We start from the raw sequence: 24,457 nt of genomic DNA, 5'->3' as shown, positions 1-24,457 counted from the left end.
TTCCAGGCGTGCCGCGCATTGCGCGACGAGCCGCCAGGCCCTGTTGGAAGCGCCTTGGCGGCGGAGTCGATTTCTGATGCCACGCGGTCTTTGTTCCTACCACATTGGCCGCGCCGCGGATGCGGCACGGATGTTTTCTGTCGAGCAAAATTCTGCTTGGACTATACAAATAATTTTGCTTAGATCAAAAAAATTTTGATGGGAGCAAAAAAGCGTGTCCTCGGAGGCTAGCAAAAATACGCCGGCGAGCCAGCCCAAGGTAGGCGCGCTGATCCGTGCCCGCCGCCGCCAGCTGTCGATGACATTGCAGGAATTGTGTGACGAAGCAGGCATTTCGGTCGGTTACCTCAGCCAGGTCGAACGCGATCACGCCACCCCTTCACTGGGCACCCTCGCCCAGATCGCCCGCAGCCTCGACGTGGGTGTGGATTACTTCATCGCCACGCCCAGCGCGGAGGACGGATTGACCCGCGCGGCCGAGCGCAACCGATTCTCCGTCGACGGCTCGTCGATCGTCTACGAGCGCATCGCCGCCGACTTCACCGGCAACGTGCTCTCGTCCTTCGTGCTCAACGTCCCGCCAGGCTACCGTTCAGAGACGGTCAGCCATGAAGGCGAGGAAATCCTGTTCATCCTGGAAGGCTCGATCACCCAGCGCCTCGAGGATGAGGAGATGGTGCTTTCGGCCGGCGACAGCCTGCATTTCCGCGGCAATCGCCCACATTCCTGGTCGAACGACACCGAAAAGTTCGCGCGCATGCTGTGGACCGGCACCTTGCCGATGTTCAGGTCGCGCACGGAGCATCCGGCCCTGCGCGGTTCAAGGGCCGAAGAGAAGACAACGGGAACCAAAAAGGAGAAAAGATGATGAAACTGTTCAAGGCCGCGCTGCTCGCCGCGGCGCTGGCGATGCCGATGACGCCCGCAATCAGCCTTGCGGCAACGCCGGCAGGCATTCTCGTGGTGGCGCAAAACATCGACGACATCGTCAGCATCGATCCGGCTGAGGCCTACGAGTTCTCGTCGGGCGAATATGTCTCCCAGACCTATGACCGCCTCATCCAGTACGACGCCACCGACACCAAGACGCTGGCCGCCGGTCTCGCCAAGGAGTGGACTGCCGACGACACCAGCAAGACCATCACCTTTACGCTGCGCGACGGCGTCAAGTTTACCTCGGGCAACCCGCTGCGCGCCGAGGACGTGGTCTATTCGTTCAAGCGCGTCATCGTGCTGAACAAGGCGCCGGCCTTCATCCTGACGCAGCTCGGCTGGACCCCTGAAAATTTCGATTCGATGGTCAAGGCCGACGGCAACAAGGTCGTCATCAAGTATGAGGGCAACTTCGCGTCGGCATTCGTGCTCAACGTACTGGCTGCCCGCCCGGGTTCGATTGTTGATGCGGTGACGCTGCAGGCCAATGAAGCCAATGGCGACATGGGCAATGCCTGGCTGAAGTCGAACTCGGCTGGTACCGGTCCGTTCGTGCTCAAGGCGTTCCGCCCCGGCGAGCTGATCAACCTGACCGCCAACCCTGATTATTTCAACGGCGCACCCGCAATCAAGGGCGTCATCATCCGCCACGTCGCTGAAGCCGCGACCCAGCAGCTGTTGTTGGAATCGGGTGACGTCGACATGGCCAAGAACCTGACCTCGGACCAGATCGCAACGATCGCGGGCAAGGACACGCTGGTTACCGAGACCTATCCGCAGGCCGCCGTGCACTTCCTGTCGTTCAACCAGAAGACCGAAACGCTGACGCCGCCGGCCGTTTGGGACGCGGCCCGCTACCTGGTCAACTACAAGGGCATGACCGACACCTTCCTCAAGGGCCAGATGCAGACGCATCAGGCCTTCTGGCCGTCGGGATTCCCGGGTTCGCTCGACGAGACGCCCTACACCTATGATCCGGCCAAGGCCAAGCAGATCCTGGCCGACGCCGGCATCAAGACGCCGATCAAGGTGACGCTCGACGTCATCAACTCGACGCCGTTCACCGACATGGCGCAGTCGCTGCAGGCAAGCTTCGCCGAAGCCGGCATCGACTTCGACATCGTGCCTGGCACCGGCTCGCAGGTGATCACCAAGTACCGCGCCCGCACGCATGAGGCGATGCTGCTGTACTGGGGCCCAGACTTCATGGATCCGCACTCCAACGCCAAGGCCTTCGCCTACAACGAGGACAATTCTGACGGAAACTACCAGTCGACCACCACGTGGCGTAACAGCTGGGCCGTTCCGGAAGAGCTGAACAAGGAGACCAAGGCGGCACTCGCCGAGCCGGATCAGGCCAAGCGCAGCGCGATGTATGTCGACCTGCAGAAGAAGGTGCAGGAGAAGTCGCCGATCGTCGTCATGTTCCAGGCCGCGACCCAGGTGGCGCGTGCCAAAAACGTCGAAGGCTACGTCAACGGTGCGACCTCCGACTTCGTCTACTACCGTCTGGTCAAGAAGAACTGACGAACGGTACCGACAAGGACCGCCCGATTACGGGCGGTCCCATTGCCCCTACCTCACACCTTACCCCTCCCAACTCCAAGAAGGCAGAGACGATGTACGAAGAGCGGATGGCGCGGCTGCGCGAGCGCATGGCTGAAACGGGAACCGACCTTGTCGTCGTCGGCCCCTCTTCGCACCTTGTCTGGCTTGCCGGCATGTCGCCGCATGGTGACGAACGCCCAGTGCTGTTGATCGTCGCCAAGGACCATGCCGGCTTCCTGATGCCGGCACTCAACGTCGACAGCCAGCGCCCCTTCACCCAGTTGCCGTTCTACCCGTGGAGCGATGCCGATGGCCCCGGTGCCGCACTCGCAAATCTGCTCAAGGATTGCGGCGCCGACCAGAGCAAGCCCAGGATCGCGCTCGACGAAACCATGCGCGCCGATTTTGCGCTGCTGGTCATCGACGCCCTGCCCGGCGCCAGCCGCGGCTTTCTCGCCGATACCGTGAGCTTCCTGCGCGGCCAGAAGGACGAGGCCGAGTACGCACTGCTCAAGATGAACGCCGTGCTCAACGACGGCGCCATGCGCGCCGGCTTCGCCGCGCTCAGGGAAGGCGTCACCGAGCGGGAAGTGGCACAGGTGATCCGCGACTTCTACGCCGCCAACGGCGCCAAGCCGGAGTTCACCAGCGTCTGCTTCGGCGAGAACGGCGCCTTCCCGCACCACCACACCGGCGACCGCAAGCTTAAGGCGAACGAGGCCGTGCTGATCGACATCGGCGGCCGCAAGGACGGATATCCCTCCGATATGACACGCGTCGGCGTGTTCGGCGACAAGCCGGAAGGCTTTGACGAGGTGCATGGCGTGCTCGAACGCGCCGTGCAGGCAGCAATCGCCGCCGCCAAGCCCGGCGTGGCCGCCAAGGAAGTCGACAAGGCAGCGCGCGACGTCATCACCGCCGCCGGCTATGGCCCGAACTTCCTCCATCGTACCGGCCACGGCCTCGGCATCGACATCCACGAGCAGCCCTACATCACAGGGACCTCAGAAACGATCCTCGTGGAAGGCAACGTGTTCTCCATCGAACCGGGCATCTACCTGCAAGGCCGTTTCGGGCTCAGGCTGGAAGAGATCGTGATCCTGCGCGGCAACCGTGCCGAAGTGCTGTCCGATCTGTCGCGTGAAGCATTCCGCTTGAAGGCCTGAACCAGGCTGGGCGGGCGGCCTGGCAAACCTTTCTCATCGAGAAAACCAAAGGGGCCGCGGTTTGACCGCGGCCCCTTTTTTAGTGCGATGCAAACGCAACTGGCAAAAAGAAAAGCCGGGCAAGCCCGGCTTTTCAGTCATTGCGTCGGTCAGAAAGCGATCAGTTGACCGCGTCCTTGAGGCCCTTGCCGGCCGAGAACTTCGGGACCGTGCGAGCCGGGATCTTCACTTCCGCGCCGGTCTGCGGGTTGCGGCCGGTCGACTCCGCGCGTTTTGACACGGTGAAATTTCCGAAACCGACAAGCCGGACATCGCCGCCATTCTTCAGTTCGCCGGTGATGACGGAGAACACCGCATCAACTGCGGACTGCGCATCGCCCTTGGAAAGCTTGGAAGCTTCGGCGACGGCGGACACTAGTTCGTTCTTGTTCATTCAAATTCCCTTCCATGAGAAAACCGGGACATTAGACTCAGCCGGTAGGACACGGACTTTAGAAAAAAGCTTCGGCACAACCAAGTCGAAAAGGCTCACAAAGCCCGGAATTCTGCGGTTTTTCACATGAAAAAGCCGGGCGGGTGCCCGGCTTTTTCGTTTTCACTGCAACTTTAGATGCAACTTAATGAGCAAAGCCCTTGCCGGCATCGTCGCCGGCGTCAGACTTGGCTGCAGGCACATCGACCGGTTCGGTCCATTCGATCGGCTCAGGCATGCGCACCAAGGCGTGGCGCAACACTTCGCCAACCCGGGAGACCGGGATGATCTCCATACCGCTCTTCACGTTCTCCGGAATGTCAGCCAGATCCTTGGCGTTATCTTCCGGGATCAGCACCTTCTTGATGCCGCCGCGAAGTGCTGCAAGCAGTTTTTCCTTGAGGCCACCGATCGGCAAGATACGGCCGCGAAGCGTAATCTCGCCGGTCATCGCCACGTCGGCCCGAACCGGGATGCCGGTCAGAATCGAAACGATGGCGGTCGCCATGGCGGCACCTGCGGACGGACCGTCCTTTGGGGTGGCGCCCTCCGGCAGGTGGACGTGGATGTCGCGCTTGTCGAAAAGCGGCGGCTCGACGCCGAAATCGAGCGCCCTGCTGCGGACATAAGATGCCGCCGCAGAGATCGATTCCTTCATGACGTCGCGCAGGTTGCCGGTGACGGTCATCTTGCCTTTGCCGGGCATCATCACGCCTTCGATCGTCAGCAACTCGCCGCCGACCTCGGTCCAGGCAAGCCCGGTGACGACGCCGACCTGATCCTCGCCTTCGACCTGGCCGTAGCGATAACGCGGCACGCCGAGATACTCGTCCAGGTTGGCGGCGGTGACCTTCACCGACTTCTTCTTGGTCTTGATGATCTCGGTGACGGCCTTGCGCCCGAGCTTCATCAGCTCGCGCTCGAGGCTACGCACGCCTGCTTCGCGGGTATAGAGCTGGATCACGGAGCGGATCGCATCTTCTGAAACCGAGAACTCCTTGGGCTGGAGCGCATGGTCGCGCACCACCTTCGGCATCAGGTGCCGCTTGGCAATCTCGACCTTCTCGTCTTCGGTGTAGCCGGCGATACGGATGATCTCCATGCGGTCCATCAGGGGCGCAGGGATGTTCAGCGTGTTTGCCGTCGTCACGAACATCACGCTCGAAAGGTCGTACTCGACCTCCAGATAATGGTCCATGAACGTTGCGTTCTGTTCCGGATCGAGCACCTCGAGCAGCGCCGACGAAGGATCGCCACGGAAATCCTGGCCCATCTTGTCGATCTCGTCGAGCAGGAAGAGCGGGTTGGACTTCTTGGCCTTTTTCATCGACTGGATGACCTTGCCGGGCATCGAGCCGATATAGGTGCGGCGGTGACCGCGGATCTCGGCCTCGTCACGCACGCCGCCGAGCGCCATGCGCACGAATTCGCGGCCGGTCGCCTTGGCGATCGACTTGCCGAGCGAGGTCTTGCCGACGCCGGGAGGGCCAACGAGGCACAGGATCGGCCCCTTCAGCTTCTTCTGGCGGCTCTGCACGGCGAGATACTCGACGATGCGGTCCTTGACCTTGTCGAGGCCGTAGTGGTCGGTGTCGAGCACCTCCTGGGCAAAGTTCAGGTCCTGCTTGACCTTGGAGTTCTTGCCCCACGGGATCGACAGGATCCAGTCGAGATAGTTGCGCACGACGGTCGCTTCAGCCGACATCGGCGACATCGAGCGCAGCTTCTTGAGCTCGGCATCCGCCTTTTCGCGAGCCTCCTTCGACAGCTTCGTCTTCTTGATGCGTGCCTCGATCTCGGCGGACTCGTCGCGGCCGTCTTCGCCTTCGCCGAGTTCCTTCTGGATCGCCTTCATCTGCTCGTTGAGGTAGTACTCGCGCTGCGTCTTCTCCATCTGCCGCTTGACGCGGCTACGGATGCGCTTTTCCACCTGCAGGACGGAGATTTCGGCTTCCATGAAGCCCATCGCCTTCTCGAGCCGCTCCTTGACGGACAGCGTGCCGAGCATTTCCTGCTTCTCGGTGATCTTGATCGCAAGATGCGAGGCCACCGTATCGGCGAGCTTGGAGTAGTCCTCGATCTGGCTGGCAGCGCCAACCACTTCGGGCGAAATCTTCTTGTTCAGCTTGACGTAGTTTTCGAAGTCGGACACCACCGAACGGGCAAGCGCTTCAACCTCGACCTCTTCCTCTTCGGGCTCGCTCAGGACGAGAGCGTGGGCCTCGTGGAAATCAGGCTTGTCGGTGAAGGACTGGATCTTGGCGCGCGTCGTGCCTTCGACCAGCACCTTGACGGTACCGTCCGGCAGCTTGAGCAGTTGCAGCACATTGGCGAGCGTGCCGATGTCGTAGATGGCATCGGGCTCAGGATCATCGTCGGCGGCATTCATCTGGGTCGCAAGCAGAATCTGCTTTTCCTGACCCATCACCTCTTCCAGGGCCTTGATCGACTTTTCACGCCCCACGAAGAGCGGGACGATCATGTGCGGGAACACGACAATGTCGCGCAACGGCAGGACTGCGAAGGTACCTTCGCTGGAAGAGCGGGATATTTTGGCCATTGTCCAACCTTTCATTTCGCAGCCGCGCGAGCGCCAACCGCGAATCTCATATTAACGACCATGGACGGTTCCGCCTACCGCCGATTACCGCGCGGTATTACAGCACGAAAACGCACCCATCGCCTCTTCTCCGTTAGTTGGAGCTTCGCCGGGTAAACATCAAGGCCAATCACGCTAGTGTATGCCCCCCGAAAATCGGAATCGATTTTCGGAAAGGAACATGCACCGCTTCAAAATTCTACAGCGTGCTTTGCGCATCCGAGGATGCGCCGCGCCGTATCATTTGCTGGCCAGAATGAGGCGAGGCCCCAAATGCCAACGGCGCCGCAGGGGCGCCGTTCGCTGGAGCGGTTCAAAGCTAAACTGCCAGGCCTCAGGCGCTGACGTTGCCCTTCTTTTCCTTCTGCTCGGAGTAGATGTAGAGCGGCCTTGCACTGCCAGTCACCACCTCTTCCGAAATCACCACTTCCTGGACGCCTTCGAGCGCTGGAAGCTCAAACATCGTGTCGAGCAGGATCGCTTCCATGATCGAACGCAGGCCGCGGGCGCCGGTCTTGCGCTCAATAGCGCGCTTGGCGATCGCCGACAGTGCGTTCTCGTGGAAGGTCAGGTCGACATTTTCCATCTCGAACAGGCGCTGGTACTGCTTGACGAGCGCGTTCTTTGGCTCGGTCAAAATCTGGATCAGCGCCGGCTCGTCGAGATCCTCGAGCGTTGCCAGGACCGGCAGACGGCCAACGAACTCGGGGATCAGGCCGAACTTCAGCAGATCCTCTGGCTCAACGAGGCGGAACACTTCACCGCTGCGCCGGTCTTCCGGCGAAGCGACAGTGGCGCCAAAGCCGATCGAGGTCTTGCGGCCGCGATCCGAGATGATCTTGTCGAGGCCGGCAAACGCACCACCGCAGATGAACAGGATGTTGGCCGTGTCGACCTGCAGGAATTCCTGCTGCGGGTGCTTGCGGCCACCCTGGGGCGGGACGGAAGCGACAGTGCCTTCCATGATCTTCAGCAGCGCCTGCTGGACGCCCTCGCCGCTGACGTCGCGAGTGATCGAAGGATTGTCCGACTTGCGCGAAATCTTGTCGATTTCGTCGATGTAGACGATGCCCCGCTGGGCGCGCTCGACATTGTAGTCGGCCGACTGGAGCAGCTTGAGGATGATGTTTTCGACGTCCTCGCCGACATAACCGGCTTCGGTCAGCGTCGTTGCGTCCGCCATGGTGAACGGCACGTCGATGATGCGGGCAAGCGTCTGGGCGAGCAGCGTCTTGCCGCAGCCGGTCGGGCCGATCAACAGGATGTTCGACTTCGCCAATTCGACGTCGTTGCTCTTCGAAGCATGCGCCAGGCGCTTGTAGTGGTTGTGGACAGCCACCGACAGCACGCGCTTGGCGTAGGGCTGACCAATGACGTAGTCGTCCAGAACCTTGAGGATTTCCTGCGGTGTCGGCACGCCCTCGCGCGACTTCACCATCGAGGTCTTGTTCTCCTCGCGGATGATGTCCATGCACAGTTCGACGCATTCATCGCAGATGAAGACGGTCGGCCCGGCTATGAGTTTGCGTACCTCATGCTGGCTCTTGCCGCAGAACGAGCAATAGAGCGTGTTCTTGGAGTCGCCGCCGCCGTTGCTGACCTTGCTCATCTTGTCCAAGTCCTTTCACTGCCGCCCGGCCGAAGGTCTGGCTCCGGGGCGCATATGCAATCTAACGACGGACGCCGCCACCGCCATTCCCTGGCCGCCGCAACGAGCTCCGTACACTCACATTCCAGAAGTCGCTGCAACGAGTCGCGGCACCCTTGAACAACGCTAAGCCGTCGAAGCTCAACGCCACCTTAACGTAGGCCGACGCTTCCACGGAGGGAACAGCAAAATGTGTCCGAAATGCCGCAGGGCACCTCAAAAATGCGAGATGTGGCCCTGCAGGCAGGTCGCAGCGTCCAATCACGAAGCCGTGGCACCCTCAACTGGGTCGCGGCTGGCGATGACCTTGTCGATCAATCCGAAGTCGCGGGCCTCGTCCGCCGTCATGAAATGGTCTCGGTCGAGCGTCTTTTCAATGGTCTCGTAGTCCTTGCCGGTGTGCTTGACGTAGACCTCGTTGAGACGGCGCTTGAGCTTGATGATGTCCTGGGCGTGACGCTCGATGTCGGAGGCCTGGCCCTGGAAGCCGCCCGAAGGCTGGTGCACCATGATGCGGGCGTTCGGCGTGGCGAAGCGCATGTCCTTGTGGCCGGCGCAGAGCAGCAGCGAGCCCATCGAGGCGGCTTGGCCGATGCACAGCGTCGAAACCGCCGGCTTGATGAACTGCATGGTGTCGTAGATCGCCATACCAGAGGTCACCACGCCCCCGGGTGAGTTGATGTAGAGGTTGATCTCTTTCTTCGGGTTCTCGGCTTCGAGGAACAGAAGCTGGGCGCAGACGAGCGTCGCCATGCCATCTTCGACCGGACCGGTGATGAAGATGATGCGCTCCTTGAGCAGGCGCGAGAAGATATCGTAGGCGCGTTCGCCCCGGTTGGTCTGCTCGACCACCATCGGAACGAGGTTCATGTATGTTTCGACGGGGTTCTTCATCGACTATCCCTTTATCGTGAGGGGATTCCGGCGCCGGACGGGCAGAATCGGTTCAGAGGCTTTGCCCTGTAAATAGGATGCCGCCTCACCATTGCGCAAGGCCGGTGAACACGCATGATTTCAGCTGCCGCTAACTTTCGCAGCAACAGCTGGCTCAATGGTCGGCACTGGCGCTTTCCGCACCTGCTGCGGTAGGGAAAATGATGCCCGCCCGTCAGATGAGCGAATGCCTGGGGCCTCGACAAACAGCCAGGCCTCAGCTCGCAAGCCAGTTGACGGCCCTTTTCACGGAAAGACAGATGCCGGAGCGATCGTGTCGGAAGCCAAGGACAGCGAGACAATCAGCTTCTACTCAAACGAGGCGGAAGCCTACACGACCAGGGGGGTCGCGGCGAGCGACCGCCAACTCCACGCATTCATGGCTCGGCTGCCGAGTGGTGGCCGCGTGCTCGAACTTGGATGCGGCGCAGGACAAGACAGCGAAGCCATGCTCGCCGAAGGCTTCGACGTCACGCCATCGGATGGCACACCGGAGATGGCAGCAGCGGCTGCAAGACGTCTTGGCCGAACCGTCAAGGTCCTTCTGTTCGAAGACATCGAAGAAACCGACGCCTATGACGGCGTCTGGGCGAACGCCTGCCTGCTACATGTGCCGCGAGCGCATCTTGCGGGGATCATTGCACGTGTGCAGCGGGCGCTGAGACCGAGAGGCGTGTTCTACGCGAGCTTCAAGGCTGGCGAAGCCGAGGGACGCGATCGCTTCGGCAGGTACTACAACTACCCTTCCCCCGACTGGCTTGCAGACGCATATGGCGACCGCGGCTGGAAAGGGCAGATCGAAATCACCAGTCGCAAAGGCAGCGGCTATGACGGCCTGCCGACGGACTGGCTTTATGTGTTCGCCACCAAGGCCTGAGCGGCTGGGTGGCCTGAGGATGTTTACACGATGACAAACGATACCAAACACTGGTCCAAGGTTGAGCTGCTGCACGAGACGGTCAGGAACCCGAACATCCACATTCGCGGCACGCACAGCTACTACAGCGATGCCTGGACGGGATCGTTCGAGGAGAGCGTGGTGCGCTATCTCTATGGCGACGACTACAGCCTCAAGGCATGGCAGCCAGCCTGGCCGATCGATCAGCTCCATATCGGCGATTATGTCTGCATTGGTGCCGAGGCGGTGATCCTGCTCGGCGGCAACCACACACACCGGACGGACTGGTTCAGCCTCTATCCGTTCCCTGAGTTCATTGTGGATGCCTATGCCGGCAAGGGCGATACGATCATCGGCGATGGCGCCTGGATCGGCATGCGTGCCATGATCATGCCCGGCGTGAACATCGGCGAAGGCGCGATTGTTGCCTCAGGCGCCATCGTTACCAAGGACGTCGCGCCCTACACGATCGTTGCGGGCAATCCGGCCGTTCCGATCAAGACGCGTTTTGCCCAGAACGTTGTCGGCAGGCTGCTGGCGCTCAAGGTCTACGAATGGCCGGCGGAAAAGTTCGAGGCGCTGAAGCCGCTGCTGTGCGCCAACGAGATCGACGCACTGACGCTGGCGTCCGAAAAATTCGACGCCGTGAGAAGCTGAGGCTCAGAGCCGGATCACATATTCCTTGCGAGTCGTTTCAAGCACTTCCCAGCTTCCCCTAAAGCCGGGCCTGAGCACGAAGCTGTCGCCGGCGCGGACGGTGCGGGCTTCGCCACCCTCCTCCGTGATCACCGATACGCCCGACAGGATGTGGCAAAACTCCCATTCATCATATTCGATGCGCCACTTGCCAGGCGTCGATTGCCAGATACCGGCATAAAGCCCGCCATCGGCCTCCTCGGCATTCCAGGTGCTGAATTTCGGGTCGCCCGAAATCAGGCGGTCGCTCGCCGGAGCGCCTGCTTCCGGCTCGATGCCATTGACGTCGATGGTAAGAAATCTCGGCAAGATCGAACTCCCAAACAGCAAAAGACCCCGGCAGCGCAATCTGCCGGGGTCAACTCTTGCATGGCCGATCAGGCCTTGGCCAGCGCCTGTTCGAGGTCAGCGATGATGTCGCTGACATCCTCGATGCCGACCGAGAGGCGGACGACATCAGGTCCGGCACCTGCAGCGATCTTCTGCTCGTCGGAGAGCTGGCGGTGGGTGGTCGAAGCCGGGTGGATGACCAGCGACTTGGTGTCGCCGATATTGGCGAGGTGCGAAAACAGCTCCAGGCCTTCGACGAACTTGACACCTGACTCGTAGCCGCCCTTGAGGCCGAAGGTGAAGACAGCGCCCGCGCCCTTGGGCGAGTACTTCTTCATCAGCGCATGGTTCTTGTCGCTCTTGAGGCCGGGATAAGCCACCCATTCGACCTTGGGATGGTCGGACAGCCAGCCGGCGACGGTCAGCGCATTGTCGCAATGGCGCTGCATGCGCAGCGGCAAGGTCTCGAGGCCGGTCAGGATCAGGAACGAGTTGAACGGCGAGATCGCCGGGCCAAGGTCGCGCAGGCCGAGCACGCGGGCGGCAATGGCGAAAGCGAAATTGCCGAAGGTCTCGTGCAGCACGACGCCGCCATATTCAGGCCGCGGTTCCGACAGCATCGGGTACTTGCCCGACTTCGACCAGTCGAAGGTGCCGCCATCGACGATGACGCCGCCGATCGAATTGCCATGGCCGCCGATGAACTTGGTCAGCGAATGGACGACGATGTCGGCACCATGCTCGATCGGGCGGATCAGATAAGGGCTTGCCAGCGTGTTGTCGACGATCAGCGGCAGGCCGTGCTTGCGGGCGATGTCGGCGACCTTCTCGATGTCGACGAAGGTGCCGCCGGGATTGGCCAGGCTCTCGATGAAGATCGCCTTGGTCTTGCCGTCGATCTGCTTGTCGAAGCTCGCAATGTCGTTGGTGTCGGCCCAGCGCGCTTCCCAGCCGAAATTCTTGAAGGCATGGCCGAACTGGTTGATCGAGCCGCCATAGAGCCGGGTCGCGGCGACGAAATTGTCGCCCGGACGCATCAGATTGTGGAACACGAGCAGCTGAGCGGCATGGCCCGAGGCGGTTGCCAGCGCTGCGGTGCCGCCTTCAAGGGCTGCTACGCGCTCCTCGAGCACGGCCTGGGTCGGGTTCATGATGCGGGTGTAGATGTTGCCGAAGGCCTTGAGCCCGAACAGCGACGCGGCGTGGTCGGCGTCGTCGAAGACATAGGACGTCGTCTGGTAGATCGGCGTGGCGCGAGCGCCGGTTGCCGGATCAGGCTTCGCGCCGGCGTGGACCGCAAGTGTGTTGAAACCAGGAGCGCGCTGGGACATTTGTTCCTCCAAGGACATGCAAGGTGAATTCGGCCGCCATCTTTGGCGGAGCCCGCGCCGGAAAGCAAAGACGAATGTTCCAGCCGGACCGATACTTCCGGCACGATTTTCCAATCGGGTCAGGCTGAAGCGAAGCTGCCGCTATTATTTTGCGCGTATGCCGAAGCTCTGGAAACCCTCGCGCATCACCGGGCGCTTGGAGGAGAGCACGCCGGAGTTGACCCCGGTCCAGCCGATTTCGCCGGCGAGCCGCGCGTACTCGATCTTGGGACAGCGGTTCATGACGACCTTGATGCCGGCGTCTTCGGCGCGTGCCGCCGCTTCATCGTTGCGCACGGTCAATTGCATCCAGATGACCTTGGGCAACGGATCAAGGTTGAGCACGTCGTCGACGATGCCGGGAACAGCGCCTGACGCGCGAAAGACGTCGACCATGTCGACGGACGCGGGGATGTCGGCGAGGCTGGCATAGGTCATGCGGCCGAGGATTTCCTTGCCGGCATGTCCCGGATTGACCGGAAAGACCTCGTAGCCCTTGTCGATGAGGTACTTGGTGACGAAGTAGCTCGGCCGGACGTCATTGGCCGAAGCGCCGACGACGGCGATCGTCTTCACCGAATTTAAGATGCCAGCGATGTAGGTGTTGTCGTAGCTGTCGTGGTTCATGGCCGCCTCGTTCGACGGCCTTTGGATACCGGCTTTCGCCAAGGCGCGCAAACGCCGCACAGCTCACGGCAGCGAGATGCTGCCATCCTCGGCGATCGGGAAATCCGGATTGTGGGCCACCTCCCACAAATGGCCTTCGGTATCGGCGAAATAGCCGTACCAGCCACCCCAGAAGGCGCGCTGCGCGGGTTTTACGATTCGGCCGCCGGCTTTCTCTGCGGTAGCCAGCACCTCGTCGACTTCGCCCTCCGAGCGCGTGTTGTAGGCAAGCGACACGCCGGAAAATCCGCCCTTGCCACCTGGAATGCCAGCGTCGCTCGCCAGTTGCTCGCGTCCCCAAAGGCCGAGCACGATCCCACCCATCTGGAAGAAGGCGACACCGTCGGTGATCGACTGGTTTCGTCTGAGCCCCATCGCTTCATAGAAGCGCACGGCGCGACCGAGATCGTCGACCGCCAGGGTGACAAGCGAAAGGCGTTGTTCCAAACTTACTTTCCCTTCCATTCGGCTTTGCGTTTGTCGATGAAAGCGCCAATGCCCTCCTCGGCATCGCGTGCCAACATGTTCTCGACCATCACCCGCGACGCATGATCGTAGGCTTCGGCCAGCCCCATCTCGGCCTGGGCATAGAACGCTTCCTTGCCGATCTTCAGCGTCAAAGGTGATTTCGAAACAATGGTTTGGACGTATTTGGCAACAATGTGAGTCAGGTACTCGCGTGGCACCACGCGGTTGATCAGGCCGAAGTCGCGCGCCGTGGTCGCGTCGATCGTCTCGCCGGTCAGCAGCATCTCCATCGCCTGCTTGCGCGAAACGTTGCGCGACAGCGCCACCATCGGCGTCGAGCAGAACAGCCCGATGTTGACGCCCGGCGTGCAGAATGTGGACTGGTCCGAGGCAATCGCCAGATCGCAGCTGGCCACCAGTTGCAGCCCGGCGGCGGTTGCCAGGCCATCGACCTCGGCGATGACCGGCTTGGGGTGGCGCACGATCGACTGCATCAGGGCCGAACAGCGTGACATGGTGAGTTCGAAGAAGGCGCGGCCGCGATCAGCGTCACTCCTGTGCGCCGTCACTTCCTTGAGATCGTGGCCGGCGCAAAACACGCTGCCCGAAGCCGCAAGCACGATCACCCTGACGTCGCTGTCCTCACGAGCGCCATCGAGTTGCGCCTGCAGCGCCGCCATCGTGTCGATCGACAAGGCGTTGGCGGGTGGGTTGGCGAGGACCAGGCGCAGAACGCCATTCTCCAGACTGGACCAAACAGGTCCTTCCGGTGTGCTGCGCTTGATGGCAACGATTTCTGCCATAGTGTCCCCCAACGTGAACCAATGCGGCGAAAGACGAATCGCCGGCGTCGAGCTTGAGCCATATACGTTTGCACACAAACATTGGTTCCCAACTATGTGTCGCGGGCGACCGCACAGGTTCAAACGCAGTCGGAATGACGCCCCCGGAAATGTTGCCGCAAGCCAACGGAAAGAGCTGATGCCCGAGCAGAATGGATTGAAGCCGCTAATGGCCGCGGCCGAGGTCAACGCCCTCCTCAAGGAGGTCTACCCGCAACTCAACGAGCACTATGATTTTTACCAGGTGACGGATGTCTTCGCGGGCGGCTGCACGGTCAGGCTCAATGCCGACGAGCGCCACCTCCGCCCCGGCGGAACGGTGTCGGGGCCATCGCTATTCACCCTTGCCGACATAGGCGGCTACGTCTGCGTGCTCAGCCACGCCGGGCCCGACGCCTTGTCGGTGACGACCAACCTCAACATCAATTTCATGCGCAAGGCACAAGCGGGGCCGATCGACGGCCATTGCCGTATCCTAAAGCTCGGCAAGAGCCTGATGGTGTTCGACATCGACATCGTGGCCGGCCCAAACCAGCAGACGGTGGCGCACGCAACCGGCACCTATTCCATCCCGCCAAAGCGCTGAACGCGCCGCAATAGGTTAGCCATTGCCGCCGGCGGAGGTGCCAAACCCGGGGTCGATTCAAACGACGGGAATGCGGTAAAATAATACCGCATATCTATGTCTATGTTTTCTATATCTTTTTCGTCCTAGCGCTGGATTGCAGATGCTTGACGATGCGAAGACCCTCGCCTATAAGTCCATCCAAAGCAGCGGCCCGCATTGGGTCGCCGTTTTGTTATTGGCTGGGGCTTCGGTCTTTCGCCAATGAAAGCAACAAGAAACGCCTTCTTTTGAAGGTCCGAACCGAAAGCATATAACCATGACAACCTTTTCGCAGAAGCCTGCGGACGTGGTGAAGAAGTGGGTGCTGATCGACGCCGAAGGTCTCGTCGTCGGCCGTCTCGCCTCCATCGTCGCCAACATCCTCCGCGGCAAGAACAAGCCGACTTTCACGCCTCACGTCGACGACGGTGACAATGTCATCATCATCAACGCCGACAAGGTCGCCTTCACCGGCAAGAAGTTCACCGACAAGGTGTACTACTGGCACACCGGTCACCCAGGCGGCATCAAGGAGCGCACTGCTCGCCAGCTGCTCGAGGGCCGTTTCCCCGAGCGCGTCCTGGAGAAGGCCGTTGAGCGCATGATCCCGCGTGGTCCGCTCGGCCGTCGCCAGATGAAGAATCTCCGCGTCTATGCAGGCGCCGAACATCCGCATGTCGCTCAGCAGCCAGTGACGCTCGACGTCGGCGCGCTGAACGTCAAGAACAAGAAGGCCTCGTAATCATGGCTGATCTCAGCTCGCTCGCAGAACTCGGCACCGTGACCGCTTCGGTGCAGCCTGCCGCTCCGGTTCACGTCCAGAAGCTCGACAAGAGCGGCCGTGCGTACGCCACCGGCAAGCGCAAGAACGCCATTGCTCGCGTCTGGATCAAGCCGGGCACCGGCAAGATCATCGTCAACGGCAAGGAATTCGCGGCTTACTTCGCGCGCCCCGTGCTGCAGATGATCCTGAACCAGCCGATCGTCGCTGCTGCCCGCGTCGGCCAGTACGACGTCGTTGCCACCGTCGTTGGTGGCGGTCTTTCGGGCCAGGCCGGTGCTGTTCGTCACGGCGTCTCCAAGGCGCTGACCTACTACGAGCCGACGCTGCGCGGCGTGCTCAAGAAGGGCGGCTTCCTGACCCGCGACAGCCGTGTCGTCGAGCGTAAGAAGTACGGTAAGGCCAAGGCCCGCCGTTCGTTCCAGTTCTCGAAGCGCTAAGCGTTTCGCAGTTCAGAATTTGGAAAGGCCGCCTTCGGGCGGCCTTTTTCGTTGTGGCAAGGGAGACATCAGTTCATCGGAAAAGTCAGTTCGTCGGCTGGCCGGACAGTTCGGCTGCCGCCTGCCCGGCGACCGAAACCACCGGTTTCGCCGCTTCGGCATAGGGAACTCGATAGCCATTGGCGGCCAGCCAGTTGATCGCAGCCCTTGGTTCGTCAGTCTGGATCATCGTCGCGCCCCGTTCAGCCCAGAAGCCAAACACCTCATTGGGAAAGCCGGCAGCAACCGCCAATTCGTCACCGCGGCCGCCGGAGAGATAGCCGCCGGGCTTATTGACGATGGCGTGGGTGTCGACCCAGATGTGCCAGTTGCCGCGTACGGCAGCAGCCTTCACCTTCGCCGAAAACAGCGGCCCACCTGTGTCGGTCATCTTCTCGGTATCGCCGCGCCAGGTGATCATCTCCACCGCATCCGCGGCAAAGGCCTTGCCGGCGGCTGCGACGAAGGCAGGGTCGCGCACGGCGTCGTCGGCCATGATCGGCATGAACTGGAACCCCCGCCCGACGCGCGCCATGGTCGCCTTGACGGTGGCGACGCGCTCGGCACTCCACAGGTTCGCCTTGACCACGACCTGCTCTTCCATCTCCATGGCGCGCGCCAGCGCAACCATGTCGACGAGGTCAGCGGTTTCGAGCTTGTTGTCGAGATTGACCAGGATTTTTCCCCTGGCGACAGACAGATAGTCCCGCAGCGTCGGCACCGGCTCGGCCGTGACATCGCCGGTGCCCTCGACAGCGAGCCGGCATTTCCTGAGTTCAGTCATGGTGTAGCCAAGCACCTCGCCCTTGCAGTCGGTGGTGCGGTCGAGCCAGCTGTCGTGCATGACGATCAATTCGCCGTCGGCAGAGCGTCGGATATCGATCTCGACCATCTCGGCGCCAAGCATGATCGCATCGCGCAGGGCGGCGATGGAATTCTCGGCGAAGCGCCGTTTGCCGTCCTGCAGGCCACCTGCCCTGTGCGCCACGACCATCACATGGTCTCGCCACTGGTTGGCATTTTCGAAGCGTTGGAGGATCTCTTCAGCGCGGGAACCCGCATGGCCCGATGTCGCCAGGCCAAGCGCCAGGAAGAACGAGGCTGTGCCTGCCAGAACAGTCCGCATGGGAATCGCTCCATGGCTGAAGTTGCCGGAAACGATCTAGGCGGCGGCGATGACATGGGCGTGAAAGCCGGATGACAGCGCGATGAATGCAGGTGTCACACGCCTTTCGCCTTGGGGCTGGCATGTTGTCGAATGCTTCTGTAGTTCTTGCGCCTCGAAATTACGAAAGACTGAAAAAGGAGTTTGCCTATGGCCTCTTCGTCGATCGATCACGCCTTCAACGCGCGCACCCCAAAGGGGCGCTCGGGTGATCCGACCTATGCAGGGGCTTTGTCCTTCATGCGCCGCAAATACTCGAAGAACGTCACTGGGGCCGATGCCGTCGTGTGGGGCATCCCCTTCGACGCCGCGGTCACCAACCGGCCCGGCGCGCGCTTCGGCCCGCAGGCCATCCGCCGCGCCTCGGCGATCTTCGATTGTGATCCGCAGTATCCGTTCAACCGTGACCTGTTCGACGACCTTGCCGTCATCGACTATGGCGACTGCCTGCTCGACAGCGGCAACCACCAGAAGACGCCGGCAGCGATCGAACGCGAGGCGACCAAGATCCTCAAATCTGGCGCTTTCCTGCTCACCTTAGGCGGCGACCACTTCGTCACCTGGCCGGTGCTGAAGGCCCATGCCGCAATCCACGGTCCCATGGCGCTGGTACAGTTCGACGCCCACCAGGACACCTGGCCGGACGACGGCAAGCGCATAGACCACGGCTCGTTCGTGGCGCGCGCGGTCAAGGACGGCATCATCGATCCCGACCGCTCGATCCAGATCGGTATCCGCACGCATGCGCCCGACGATTGCGGTATCAAGATCCTTTACGGCCACGAGGTCGAGGAGATGCGTGCCGCCGACATCGCCTATGCGATCGCCGAACGCACCGGTGGCAAGAAGACATATGTCACCTTCGACATCGACTGCCTCGACCCGGCCTATGCGCCCGGAACCGGCACTCCGGTGGCCGGTGGTCCATCATCAGCCAAGATCCTTTCGGTGCTGCGCCAGATGACTCAGATCGATATCGTCGGCGCCGATATCGTCGAGGTTGCACCCGCCTACGACCATGCCGATATTACGGCCATCGCAGGCTCGACGGTCGCGATGCACTATCTCGGCCTGCTGGCCGAGAAGAAGGCGCGCGACAAGGCTTGAGGCACTGAATCAAGAGCTTGCGGACGTGAGTCCGAATTTGGCCATAACCAACTGAAATAACGAATTTTTCGACGGACGGCATACAATGAAACCAAAAATTTTCATCGACGGCGAACATGGCACGACGGGCCTCCAGATCCGCACTCGGCTCGCCGCCCGCGACGACCTCGCCGTGCTGTCGATCCCGGAAGCCGAGCGCCGCAACGTCGACCTCAGGGCCGAGCGGCTGCATGAGGCGGATGTTGCCATCCTCTGCCTGCCCGACGATGCGTCGAAGGAAGCGGTGCACATCCTCGAAGGCAACAACTCGACACGCATCATCGACACGTCGACCGCGCATCGCGTCCACCCCGACTGGGCCTATGGCTTTGCCGAGATGGACGGCGCCCAGCGCCGGCGCATCGCCGATGCGCGACTGGTCGCCAACCCCGGCTGCTATCCCACCGGCGCGATCTCGCTGATACGTCCGCTGGTCGCGGCCGGCATCCTGCCCGCCGACTATCCGGTCAGCGTCAATGCCGTCTCCGGCTACACCGGCGGCGGCAAGCAGATGATCGGCCAGATGGAGGACGCGTCCCGTCCCGACCACATCGCCTCACCGCATTTCCTCTATGGCCTGCCGCTGATGCACAAGCATGTCGCAGAGATGAAGCAGCACGGCCTGCTCGAACGGCGCCCGATCTTCGCACCGTCGGTCGGCCGTTTTGCCCAGGGCATGATCGTCCAGGTGCCGCTGCATCTCGCCGACCTCAACGGTTCGGCGTCGATCGACGCCATCCACGCGACGCTCACCGCACATTACGCCGGACAGGACATCGTCGAGGTCGTGCCGCTGGCCGTCAGCGCCAAGCTCGACCGGCTTGACCCGACCGAACTTGCCGACACCGACGGCATGAAACTCTACATTTTCGGCACCGAAGGCCAAGGCCAGGTCAACCTCGTGGCGTTGCTCGACAACCTCGGCAAGGGTGCATCGGGCGCTGCCGTCCAGAACATGGACCTGATGCTCGGGCTCAAGCACTAGGATGGATCAGGCTGTCGTTCCTGGGCCAGATCGTTGGCCGGATCACTGGAATGTCAGCGACCCCGAACTCATTGCCGAGACGTTCTCCAGCCGCATCTGGAAGGTGCGGCTGGCCGACGGCAAGCCTGCCGTGGTCAAGGCGCTCAAGCCGTTCGACGATGTTGCCGACGAGTTGCGTGGTGCGCATTATCTCAGCTGGCGCGACGGCATAGGAGCCGTGCGATTGCTCGGTTTCGAGGGCCACGACATGCTGCTCGAATATGCCGGCGACAGGCTGCTCGTCGATGAATTGAACGAACATGGCGACCGGCACGCTACCGAAATCGCCAACGAAGTGATGGCCAGGCTGTTTTCGCCGTCCGACGCCCCTCCTCCCGCCGATCTGCAGCCGCTGCGGGAGCGCTTTGTCAGCCTGTTCAACAAGGCTGAGCTCGATCGCAATGCCGGGCTGCAAAGCCCCTATCGCGACGCCGCAACCATTGCGGAGCGCTTGCTGTCAAATCCGCACGAGTTGCGCGTGCTGCATGGCGACCTGCACCACGACAACATCCTGCTCGGCGAGCGCGGCTGGCTGGTCATCGACCCCAAGGGCATCCTTGGCGATCCAGGTTTCGACGCGGCCAACTTCTTCTACAACCCGCTCGACCGGCACGATGATCTCTGCGTCGACCCGCAGCGCATCGCCTACATGGCAGAGATGTTCGCCAAGACGCTGGGCCAGCGCCCTGACGCCATCCTGGATCACGCCATCGCCTGGGGCTGCCTGTCATCGTCCTGGCATGCCGAGGACGAAAACGACGAGGAGGAGGCGAGCGAACTTGCTGTCGTGGCGGCCGTCAGGGCGGTACGCGCTAGCTTCTGACGGCGACGTCGTTTTCGAGCGGATAGGCCCCCTTCGTCGCGCGCCAGTGCGCGGTAGCGAAGATCAGCACGATCAGCGCAAAGCCCTGATGCAGCAGCGCCCAGTGCATATGCGCCTGCATCAGCAAGGTGCCGACGCCGATTGCAGCCTGGCCGACGATCAGCACAGCCAGCACCCAGGCACGGCGCGAATGGGTCGTGCGCGGCGCCTGCGTCATGGTCGAAAAGGCGTGCCAGAGCGCAACCACCAGCACCGTATAGGCGAACATGCGGTGGACGAACTGCACGGTCTTGGGGCTTTCGAAGAAATTGCGCCAGACCGGTTCGATGACCAGCAGGTCGCCCGGGATGATGGCGCCGTCCATCAGCGGCCAGGTGTTGTAGGACAGGCCGGCATGCAGGCCGGCGACCAGGGCGCCGAGATAGATCTGGAACATCACCAGAAGCACCATGACGCCCGCGAAGCGCTGGATGCGCCGGTCTGCCGGCGCCTCGGAATAGGTCGCAAGGCCGCGCGCGATGTAGGCGACCGATGTGACGATGATGCAGGCAAAGGTGAGATGGATCGCCAGCCGATACTGGCTGACCGAGACGCGCTCGGAAAGCCCGGAAGCGACCATCCACCAGCCAATGAAGCCCTGGAAGCCACCCAGTGCCAGGAGGCCGACAAGACGCGGCTTCAGCCTCCGCTCGAGACGGCCCGAGATCCAGAAGAAGGCGAGCGGGATGGCGACGAGGAAACCGACGCCGCGGGCGAGCAGGCGGTGCGCCCATTCCCACCAGAAGATGCCCTTGAACTCGTCAACGGTCATGCCCTTGTTGATCTGCTCGTATTGCGGGATCTGCTGGTACTTCTCGAACTCTTCCTGCCATTCGGCCTGGTTGAGTGGCGGAATGACACCGTGGATCGGCTTCCATTCGGTGATCGAGAGCCCAGAACCGGTCATGCGCGTGGCGCCGCCGACCATGACCAGCGCAAACAGGACCAAAAGCACGACATAGAGCCAGCTACGAACGAGCGCGCGGTTGCGCAGCTCCCTGTTTCGCTCGGCAAGCGGTGCGGCAGTGTTGGTCATGGCTGACATTACGATCGTTCCCGGCTCATCGAAACCGCGGGACTGGTGGACCATGACGGCCCCGCTGGCAAGTTCGGCTCACGCGACAAGCAGTCGCGCCGACCATCCTACCCGGTTGCACCGGCTGGCAAGAGCGACTATGCGAAGCCTCGACAGAGGATGAAGAAATGCCCGTGCGCGTCAAGAAGCTGATCGGAACCGTGCTGCTGGTGCTCCTGGTCATCGTCTACGCGCTGATCGCGACCATGGTGGCGGTGGCCCAGCTGTCGCAGTCAGGTCCGGTCGTGCACCTGCTGTTCTTCTTCCTCAGCGGCCTTCTATGGATCCTGCCGGCGATGTTGATCATCAAATGGATGGTTAAGCCGTCCAGGACCGCCAACCGCTAGAGCCTACACCGTAACGAGCCTGCGACCGCCATTGGCCAGCAGCGTCGTCGCGCCAGACAGCATGGCACGCGTCGCGGCAAGGTCCTGATGACGGCCGTTGACTGACAAGCGTGGCAGCGCGTGCAGGTGCGTCGCATGGTTGGGCAGCAGGACACCGTGTCGGGTTGTAACCGCCGACACGAAACCGGCCTCGCGCGCCAGATGGGTCTCGCGCATTCCAGCGGCGGCGGCATAACCGTAGGGATAGGCGAAGTGCAGCGGTGCTTCGCCCAGCTCGGCCTCGATCAGGCTCCGTGAACGATGCATCTCGCGCAACGCCTTGCCGGCTTCGAGGCGCTTGAGATTGCAATGATGGACAGTGTGGGCACCGATCGTGACAAGCGGGTGGCTCGCGGCCTGGCGGACCTCGCTCCAATCCATCAACAACACCCGGTTGGTATCCGAGGCGTCGACGCCGACCTGTTCGGCCAGCCCCCGCAGAACCTGCCGCTGTTCTTCTTCCGTCACCTCTGATGTCAGCCACTCGGACAGTTCGAGGAAAGCGCTCTTGCGGGCCACTGGGGTGGCGCATTCGAATGTGCGCTGCTTGCCCATGATCGTGGCCGTCACTGGCCTGCCGACCTCAACGATCTCATCGAGAACCTCCCACCACAGGTCAGCGGCACCTGACGTGAGCCCCGGCGCGACATAGATGGTGATGGGCGCGCCTTGGCTTTCGAGGACCGGTAGCGCCTCGACGAGATTGTCGCGGTAGGCGTCGTCGGCGGTGAGTGCCGCGAACGGCCCGGCATTCCGGCCAGAGCGGAGGCGAGCCACGACCTCATCCATCGAAACGAAGGCATAACCGAGCCGTTTCATTTCGCCGATGAGCAGGTCGAGGAAGTCGGGCGTTATCGTCAGATGACGGTTGGGACCGTCGGGCCGATCGAGAAATGCGGTGACCCTGTGCAGCATGAGGATGACACCGACGCCGCCCACCAGCGGCTTGGCCAGTGCGCCAAGACCGCCATATCCGATCAGCAGGAAAGCCAGCTTTCGGGCTATGTCGATCATTCCTTCACCTTTGGCGCTTAGGCTCGGTGGCGTCGAGCATACCGAGGAATGCTCAACATGTGCCGATCAATAGCCGGCAAGGATTGAAGTATGGTTGACGCTACTGCCCCCAGCGAAAACAACGCCTTGCTTCGTCACGCTGCCACCACCGGCAACGCGACAAGCGCAGCCGTCCTGTCGGCTTCAAGTGAAGCGTTGAGCGCCTACGGCAAGTTCGCGCACATTTACGCGCCGGCCCAGAGCCCGGAATGGGTCTCGACCTGGATCGATGCCAGCAAACCCGACGCGGTGCTCGCCACCTTGAGCGCCAATGGGCGTCCGGTGATGTCAGTTGCGCTTGAAGTCGGCCGCGAAGGACCGTTCCGCATCGCCCGTTTCCTCGGCGGCAAGCATGCCAACGGCAATTTTCCGGCCGTCGACAAGAACTGGCTGGCCACGGCGAGCGCCGGCGACATCGACGTGCTTGTGCGCGCGATCGGAAAAGCCCGGCCGGACATCGACCTTGTCGCCTTCGACCGCCTGATCGGCGATTTCAAGGGCCTGTCCAATCCATTGCTCAAGCTGTCGTCGTCGCCGAGCCCGAATGTGGCGCTAGCCGTCGATCTCGACGGCGGCTTCGAACGCGTGCTGACGCGGACCAACGGCAAGAAGAAGCGCAAGCGACATCGCAGTCAGGAACGAAAATACGAAGCCGTTGGCGGCGCTCGGCGCACGATGGCGCACACGACTGCCGAGGCCAACGCCATGCTCGATGCGTTCTACGCGATGAAAGAGCAGCGCTTCGGCGCCATGGGCATCACCGATGTGTTTGCCGACGCGGAGGTGCGCAATTTCTTCCGCAAACTGTTCGTCGACGCGCTCGCACAGGAAAATCCGTCCTTCGTGCTGCACGGGCTCGAAGTCGGCGGCAAGTATCGCGCTGTTACCGGCTCGAGCCGGGCCGGAAACCGCCTGGTCTGCGAGTTTGGCGCCATATCAGACGACGAGTTGGCCTATGCCAGCCCAGGGGAATACCTGTTCTTCGACAACATTTCGGAAGCTTGCGACCAGGGCTTCGACATCTACGATTTCAGCGTCGGCGACGAACCTTACAAGCGCCAGTGGTGCGATCTCGAGATCCTGCATTCCGATGTGCTGGTGCCATTGACGGTCAAGGGACGCATCTATGCGCTCGGGCTGAAATCGCTGTCGCGTGCCAAGGGCACGATCAAGAACAATGCCACGATGTGGGCGCTGATCAAGCGATTGCGGTCAGGTGTGCGCGGCAAGCCAGCCGCAGTACCAGTCGAAGACGACTAGAGCGTTTCCGCATTTCTTCGAATCGCAATTCCGGACGGAAAACCGCTGCA

Annotated in this window: 25 protein-coding genes; 13 read left to right on the top strand and 12 right to left on the bottom strand. The window is 61.8% G+C overall.

The annotated features are described in order from the left end of the window. Window positions 1-214: 214 nt before the first annotated feature. The 3 genes from IHE39_RS04450 to IHE39_RS04440 all read left to right on the top strand — a co-directional run bounded on the left by IHE39_RS04450 (window position 215) and on the right by IHE39_RS04440 (window position 3,647). Window positions 215-868, top strand: a complete 654-nt coding sequence (locus IHE39_RS04450; RefSeq protein WP_184768889.1) for a helix-turn-helix domain-containing protein — start codon at window positions 215-217, stop codon at window positions 866-868. After that, entirely contained in the window at window positions 868-2,460 is a 1,593-nt protein-coding gene (locus IHE39_RS04445) for an ABC transporter substrate-binding protein (protein WP_192566048.1), read from the top strand. The genes IHE39_RS04450 and IHE39_RS04445 overlap by 1 nt, the downstream gene beginning before the upstream one ends. A 92-nt stretch (window positions 2,461-2,552) precedes the next feature. Continuing rightward, window positions 2,553-3,647, top strand: a complete 1,095-nt coding sequence (locus tag IHE39_RS04440; protein WP_192565626.1) for a M24 family metallopeptidase — start codon at window positions 2,553-2,555, stop codon at window positions 3,645-3,647. Between the two features lie 160 nt (window positions 3,648-3,807). Here the strand turns inward: IHE39_RS04440 and IHE39_RS04435 are convergent, their stop codons facing one another. The 4 genes from IHE39_RS04435 to IHE39_RS04420 all read right to left on the bottom strand — a co-directional run bounded on the left by IHE39_RS04435 (window position 3,808) and on the right by IHE39_RS04420 (window position 9,260). Then, the gene (locus tag IHE39_RS04435) at window positions 3,808-4,080 is read right to left on the bottom strand and encodes an HU family DNA-binding protein (protein WP_018427423.1); all 273 of its coding nucleotides are present in this window, start codon (window positions 4,078-4,080) and stop codon (window positions 3,808-3,810) included. A 184-nt stretch (window positions 4,081-4,264) separates the two neighbouring features. After that, on the bottom strand, window positions 4,265-6,679 hold the full coding sequence (gene lon, locus IHE39_RS04430; RefSeq protein ID WP_184768886.1) for an endopeptidase La: 2,415 nt from the start codon (window positions 6,677-6,679) through the stop codon (window positions 4,265-4,267). Between the two features lie 373 nt (window positions 6,680-7,052). Continuing rightward, complete coding sequence (clpX, locus tag IHE39_RS04425; RefSeq protein WP_115733862.1) at window positions 7,053-8,327, bottom strand: ATP-dependent Clp protease ATP-binding subunit ClpX; 1,275 nt, start codon at window positions 8,325-8,327, stop codon at window positions 7,053-7,055. A 300-nt stretch (window positions 8,328-8,627) separates the two neighbouring features. Beyond that, the gene (locus IHE39_RS04420) at window positions 8,628-9,260 is read right to left on the bottom strand and encodes an ATP-dependent Clp protease proteolytic subunit (RefSeq protein WP_184768885.1); all 633 of its coding nucleotides are present in this window, start codon (window positions 9,258-9,260) and stop codon (window positions 8,628-8,630) included. Between the two features lie 313 nt (window positions 9,261-9,573). On the opposite strand from IHE39_RS04420, the gene IHE39_RS04415 reads away from it, so the two are divergent. Next, a complete protein-coding gene (locus IHE39_RS04415; protein WP_343070056.1) occupies window positions 9,574-10,176 on the top strand; it encodes a class I SAM-dependent methyltransferase in 603 nt (200 codons plus the stop codon). A 30-nt stretch (window positions 10,177-10,206) separates the two neighbouring features. Continuing rightward, the gene (locus IHE39_RS04410; protein WP_184768884.1) at window positions 10,207-10,854 is read left to right on the top strand and encodes a CatB-related O-acetyltransferase; all 648 of its coding nucleotides are present in this window, start codon (window positions 10,207-10,209) and stop codon (window positions 10,852-10,854) included. Between the two features lie 3 nt (window positions 10,855-10,857). Here the strand turns inward: IHE39_RS04410 and IHE39_RS04405 are convergent, their stop codons facing one another. The 5 genes from IHE39_RS04405 to IHE39_RS04385 all read right to left on the bottom strand — a co-directional run bounded on the left by IHE39_RS04405 (window position 10,858) and on the right by IHE39_RS04385 (window position 14,530). Beyond that, on the bottom strand, window positions 10,858-11,202 hold the full coding sequence (locus IHE39_RS04405) for a cupin domain-containing protein (RefSeq protein WP_184768883.1): 345 nt from the start codon (window positions 11,200-11,202) through the stop codon (window positions 10,858-10,860). A gap of 68 nt (window positions 11,203-11,270) precedes the next feature. Then, a complete protein-coding gene (locus IHE39_RS04400) occupies window positions 11,271-12,554 on the bottom strand; it encodes an O-acetylhomoserine aminocarboxypropyltransferase (RefSeq protein WP_192565625.1) in 1,284 nt (427 codons plus the stop codon). 144 nt (window positions 12,555-12,698) lie between these two features. Further along, the gene (locus tag IHE39_RS04395; RefSeq protein WP_192565624.1) at window positions 12,699-13,220 is read right to left on the bottom strand and encodes a CoA-binding protein; all 522 of its coding nucleotides are present in this window, start codon (window positions 13,218-13,220) and stop codon (window positions 12,699-12,701) included. Between the two features lie 63 nt (window positions 13,221-13,283). Next, the gene (locus IHE39_RS04390; protein ID WP_192565623.1) at window positions 13,284-13,706 is read right to left on the bottom strand and encodes a VOC family protein; all 423 of its coding nucleotides are present in this window, start codon (window positions 13,704-13,706) and stop codon (window positions 13,284-13,286) included. Window positions 13,707-13,708: 2 nt separating this feature from the next. Further along, the gene (locus tag IHE39_RS04385) at window positions 13,709-14,530 is read right to left on the bottom strand and encodes an enoyl-CoA hydratase (RefSeq protein ID WP_192565622.1); all 822 of its coding nucleotides are present in this window, start codon (window positions 14,528-14,530) and stop codon (window positions 13,709-13,711) included. 178 nt (window positions 14,531-14,708) lie between these two features. On the opposite strand from IHE39_RS04385, the gene IHE39_RS04380 reads away from it, so the two are divergent. The 3 genes from IHE39_RS04380 (at window position 14,709) to rpsI (ending at window position 16,397) form a co-directional block, all read left to right on the top strand. After that, a complete protein-coding gene (locus tag IHE39_RS04380) occupies window positions 14,709-15,155 on the top strand; it encodes a PaaI family thioesterase (RefSeq protein WP_184768878.1) in 447 nt (148 codons plus the stop codon). 298 nt (window positions 15,156-15,453) lie between these two features. After that, the gene (rplM, locus tag IHE39_RS04375; RefSeq protein ID WP_184768877.1) at window positions 15,454-15,918 is read left to right on the top strand and encodes a 50S ribosomal protein L13; all 465 of its coding nucleotides are present in this window, start codon (window positions 15,454-15,456) and stop codon (window positions 15,916-15,918) included. A gap of 2 nt (window positions 15,919-15,920) precedes the next feature. After that, window positions 15,921-16,397 (top strand): 30S ribosomal protein S9, encoded by a 477-nt coding sequence (rpsI, locus tag IHE39_RS04370; protein WP_184768876.1) that lies wholly within the window; start codon window positions 15,921-15,923, stop codon window positions 16,395-16,397. Between the two features lie 85 nt (window positions 16,398-16,482). Here rpsI and IHE39_RS04365 read toward each other — a convergent pair whose 3' ends face one another. Beyond that, a complete protein-coding gene (locus tag IHE39_RS04365) occupies window positions 16,483-17,562 on the bottom strand; it encodes a glycerophosphodiester phosphodiesterase family protein (RefSeq protein ID WP_192565621.1) in 1,080 nt (359 codons plus the stop codon). 189 nt (window positions 17,563-17,751) lie between these two features. On the opposite strand from IHE39_RS04365, the gene speB reads away from it, so the two are divergent. From speB to IHE39_RS04350, 3 genes are all read left to right on the top strand, one after another. Beyond that, a complete protein-coding gene (gene speB, locus IHE39_RS04360) occupies window positions 17,752-18,708 on the top strand; it encodes an agmatinase (RefSeq protein ID WP_184768874.1) in 957 nt (318 codons plus the stop codon). Window positions 18,709-18,793: 85 nt separating this feature from the next. Then, window positions 18,794-19,732, top strand: a complete 939-nt coding sequence (gene argC / locus IHE39_RS04355) for an N-acetyl-gamma-glutamyl-phosphate reductase (protein WP_192565620.1) — start codon at window positions 18,794-18,796, stop codon at window positions 19,730-19,732. A 1-nt stretch (window position 19,733) separates the two neighbouring features. Next, on the top strand, window positions 19,734-20,594 hold the full coding sequence (locus IHE39_RS04350) for an aminoglycoside phosphotransferase family protein (protein ID WP_192565619.1): 861 nt from the start codon (window positions 19,734-19,736) through the stop codon (window positions 20,592-20,594). Here the strand turns inward: IHE39_RS04350 and IHE39_RS04345 are convergent. Continuing rightward, window positions 20,584-21,678 carry a COX15/CtaA family protein gene (locus IHE39_RS04345; protein WP_192565618.1) on the bottom strand — a complete coding sequence of 365 codons (1,095 nt, stop codon included), beginning with the start codon at window positions 21,676-21,678 and terminating at the stop codon, window positions 20,584-20,586. The genes IHE39_RS04350 and IHE39_RS04345 overlap by 11 nt on opposite strands. Window positions 21,679-21,836: 158 nt before the next feature. Between IHE39_RS04345 and IHE39_RS04340 the strand changes: the two genes are divergently transcribed. Next, a complete protein-coding gene (locus IHE39_RS04340) occupies window positions 21,837-22,055 on the top strand; it encodes a DUF2842 domain-containing protein (RefSeq protein ID WP_192565617.1) in 219 nt (72 codons plus the stop codon). Between the two features lie 3 nt (window positions 22,056-22,058). Here IHE39_RS04340 and IHE39_RS04335 read toward each other — a convergent pair whose 3' ends face one another. Beyond that, entirely contained in the window at window positions 22,059-23,108 is a 1,050-nt protein-coding gene (locus IHE39_RS04335; RefSeq protein ID WP_192565616.1) for a polysaccharide deacetylase family protein, read from the bottom strand. Window positions 23,109-23,198: 90 nt separating this feature from the next. Between IHE39_RS04335 and IHE39_RS04330 the strand changes: the two genes are divergently transcribed. Next, a complete protein-coding gene (locus IHE39_RS04330) occupies window positions 23,199-24,407 on the top strand; it encodes a GNAT family N-acetyltransferase (protein ID WP_192565615.1) in 1,209 nt (402 codons plus the stop codon). Window positions 24,408-24,457: the final 50 nt, after the last annotated feature.

This window comes from Aminobacter carboxidus (assembly GCF_014863355.1).
GTDB classification, from domain to species: domain Bacteria; phylum Pseudomonadota; class Alphaproteobacteria; order Rhizobiales; family Rhizobiaceae; genus Aminobacter; species Aminobacter carboxidus.
Note: the sequence above shows the minus strand (reverse complement) of the source record. Positions and strands in the feature narration are given on the sequence as shown.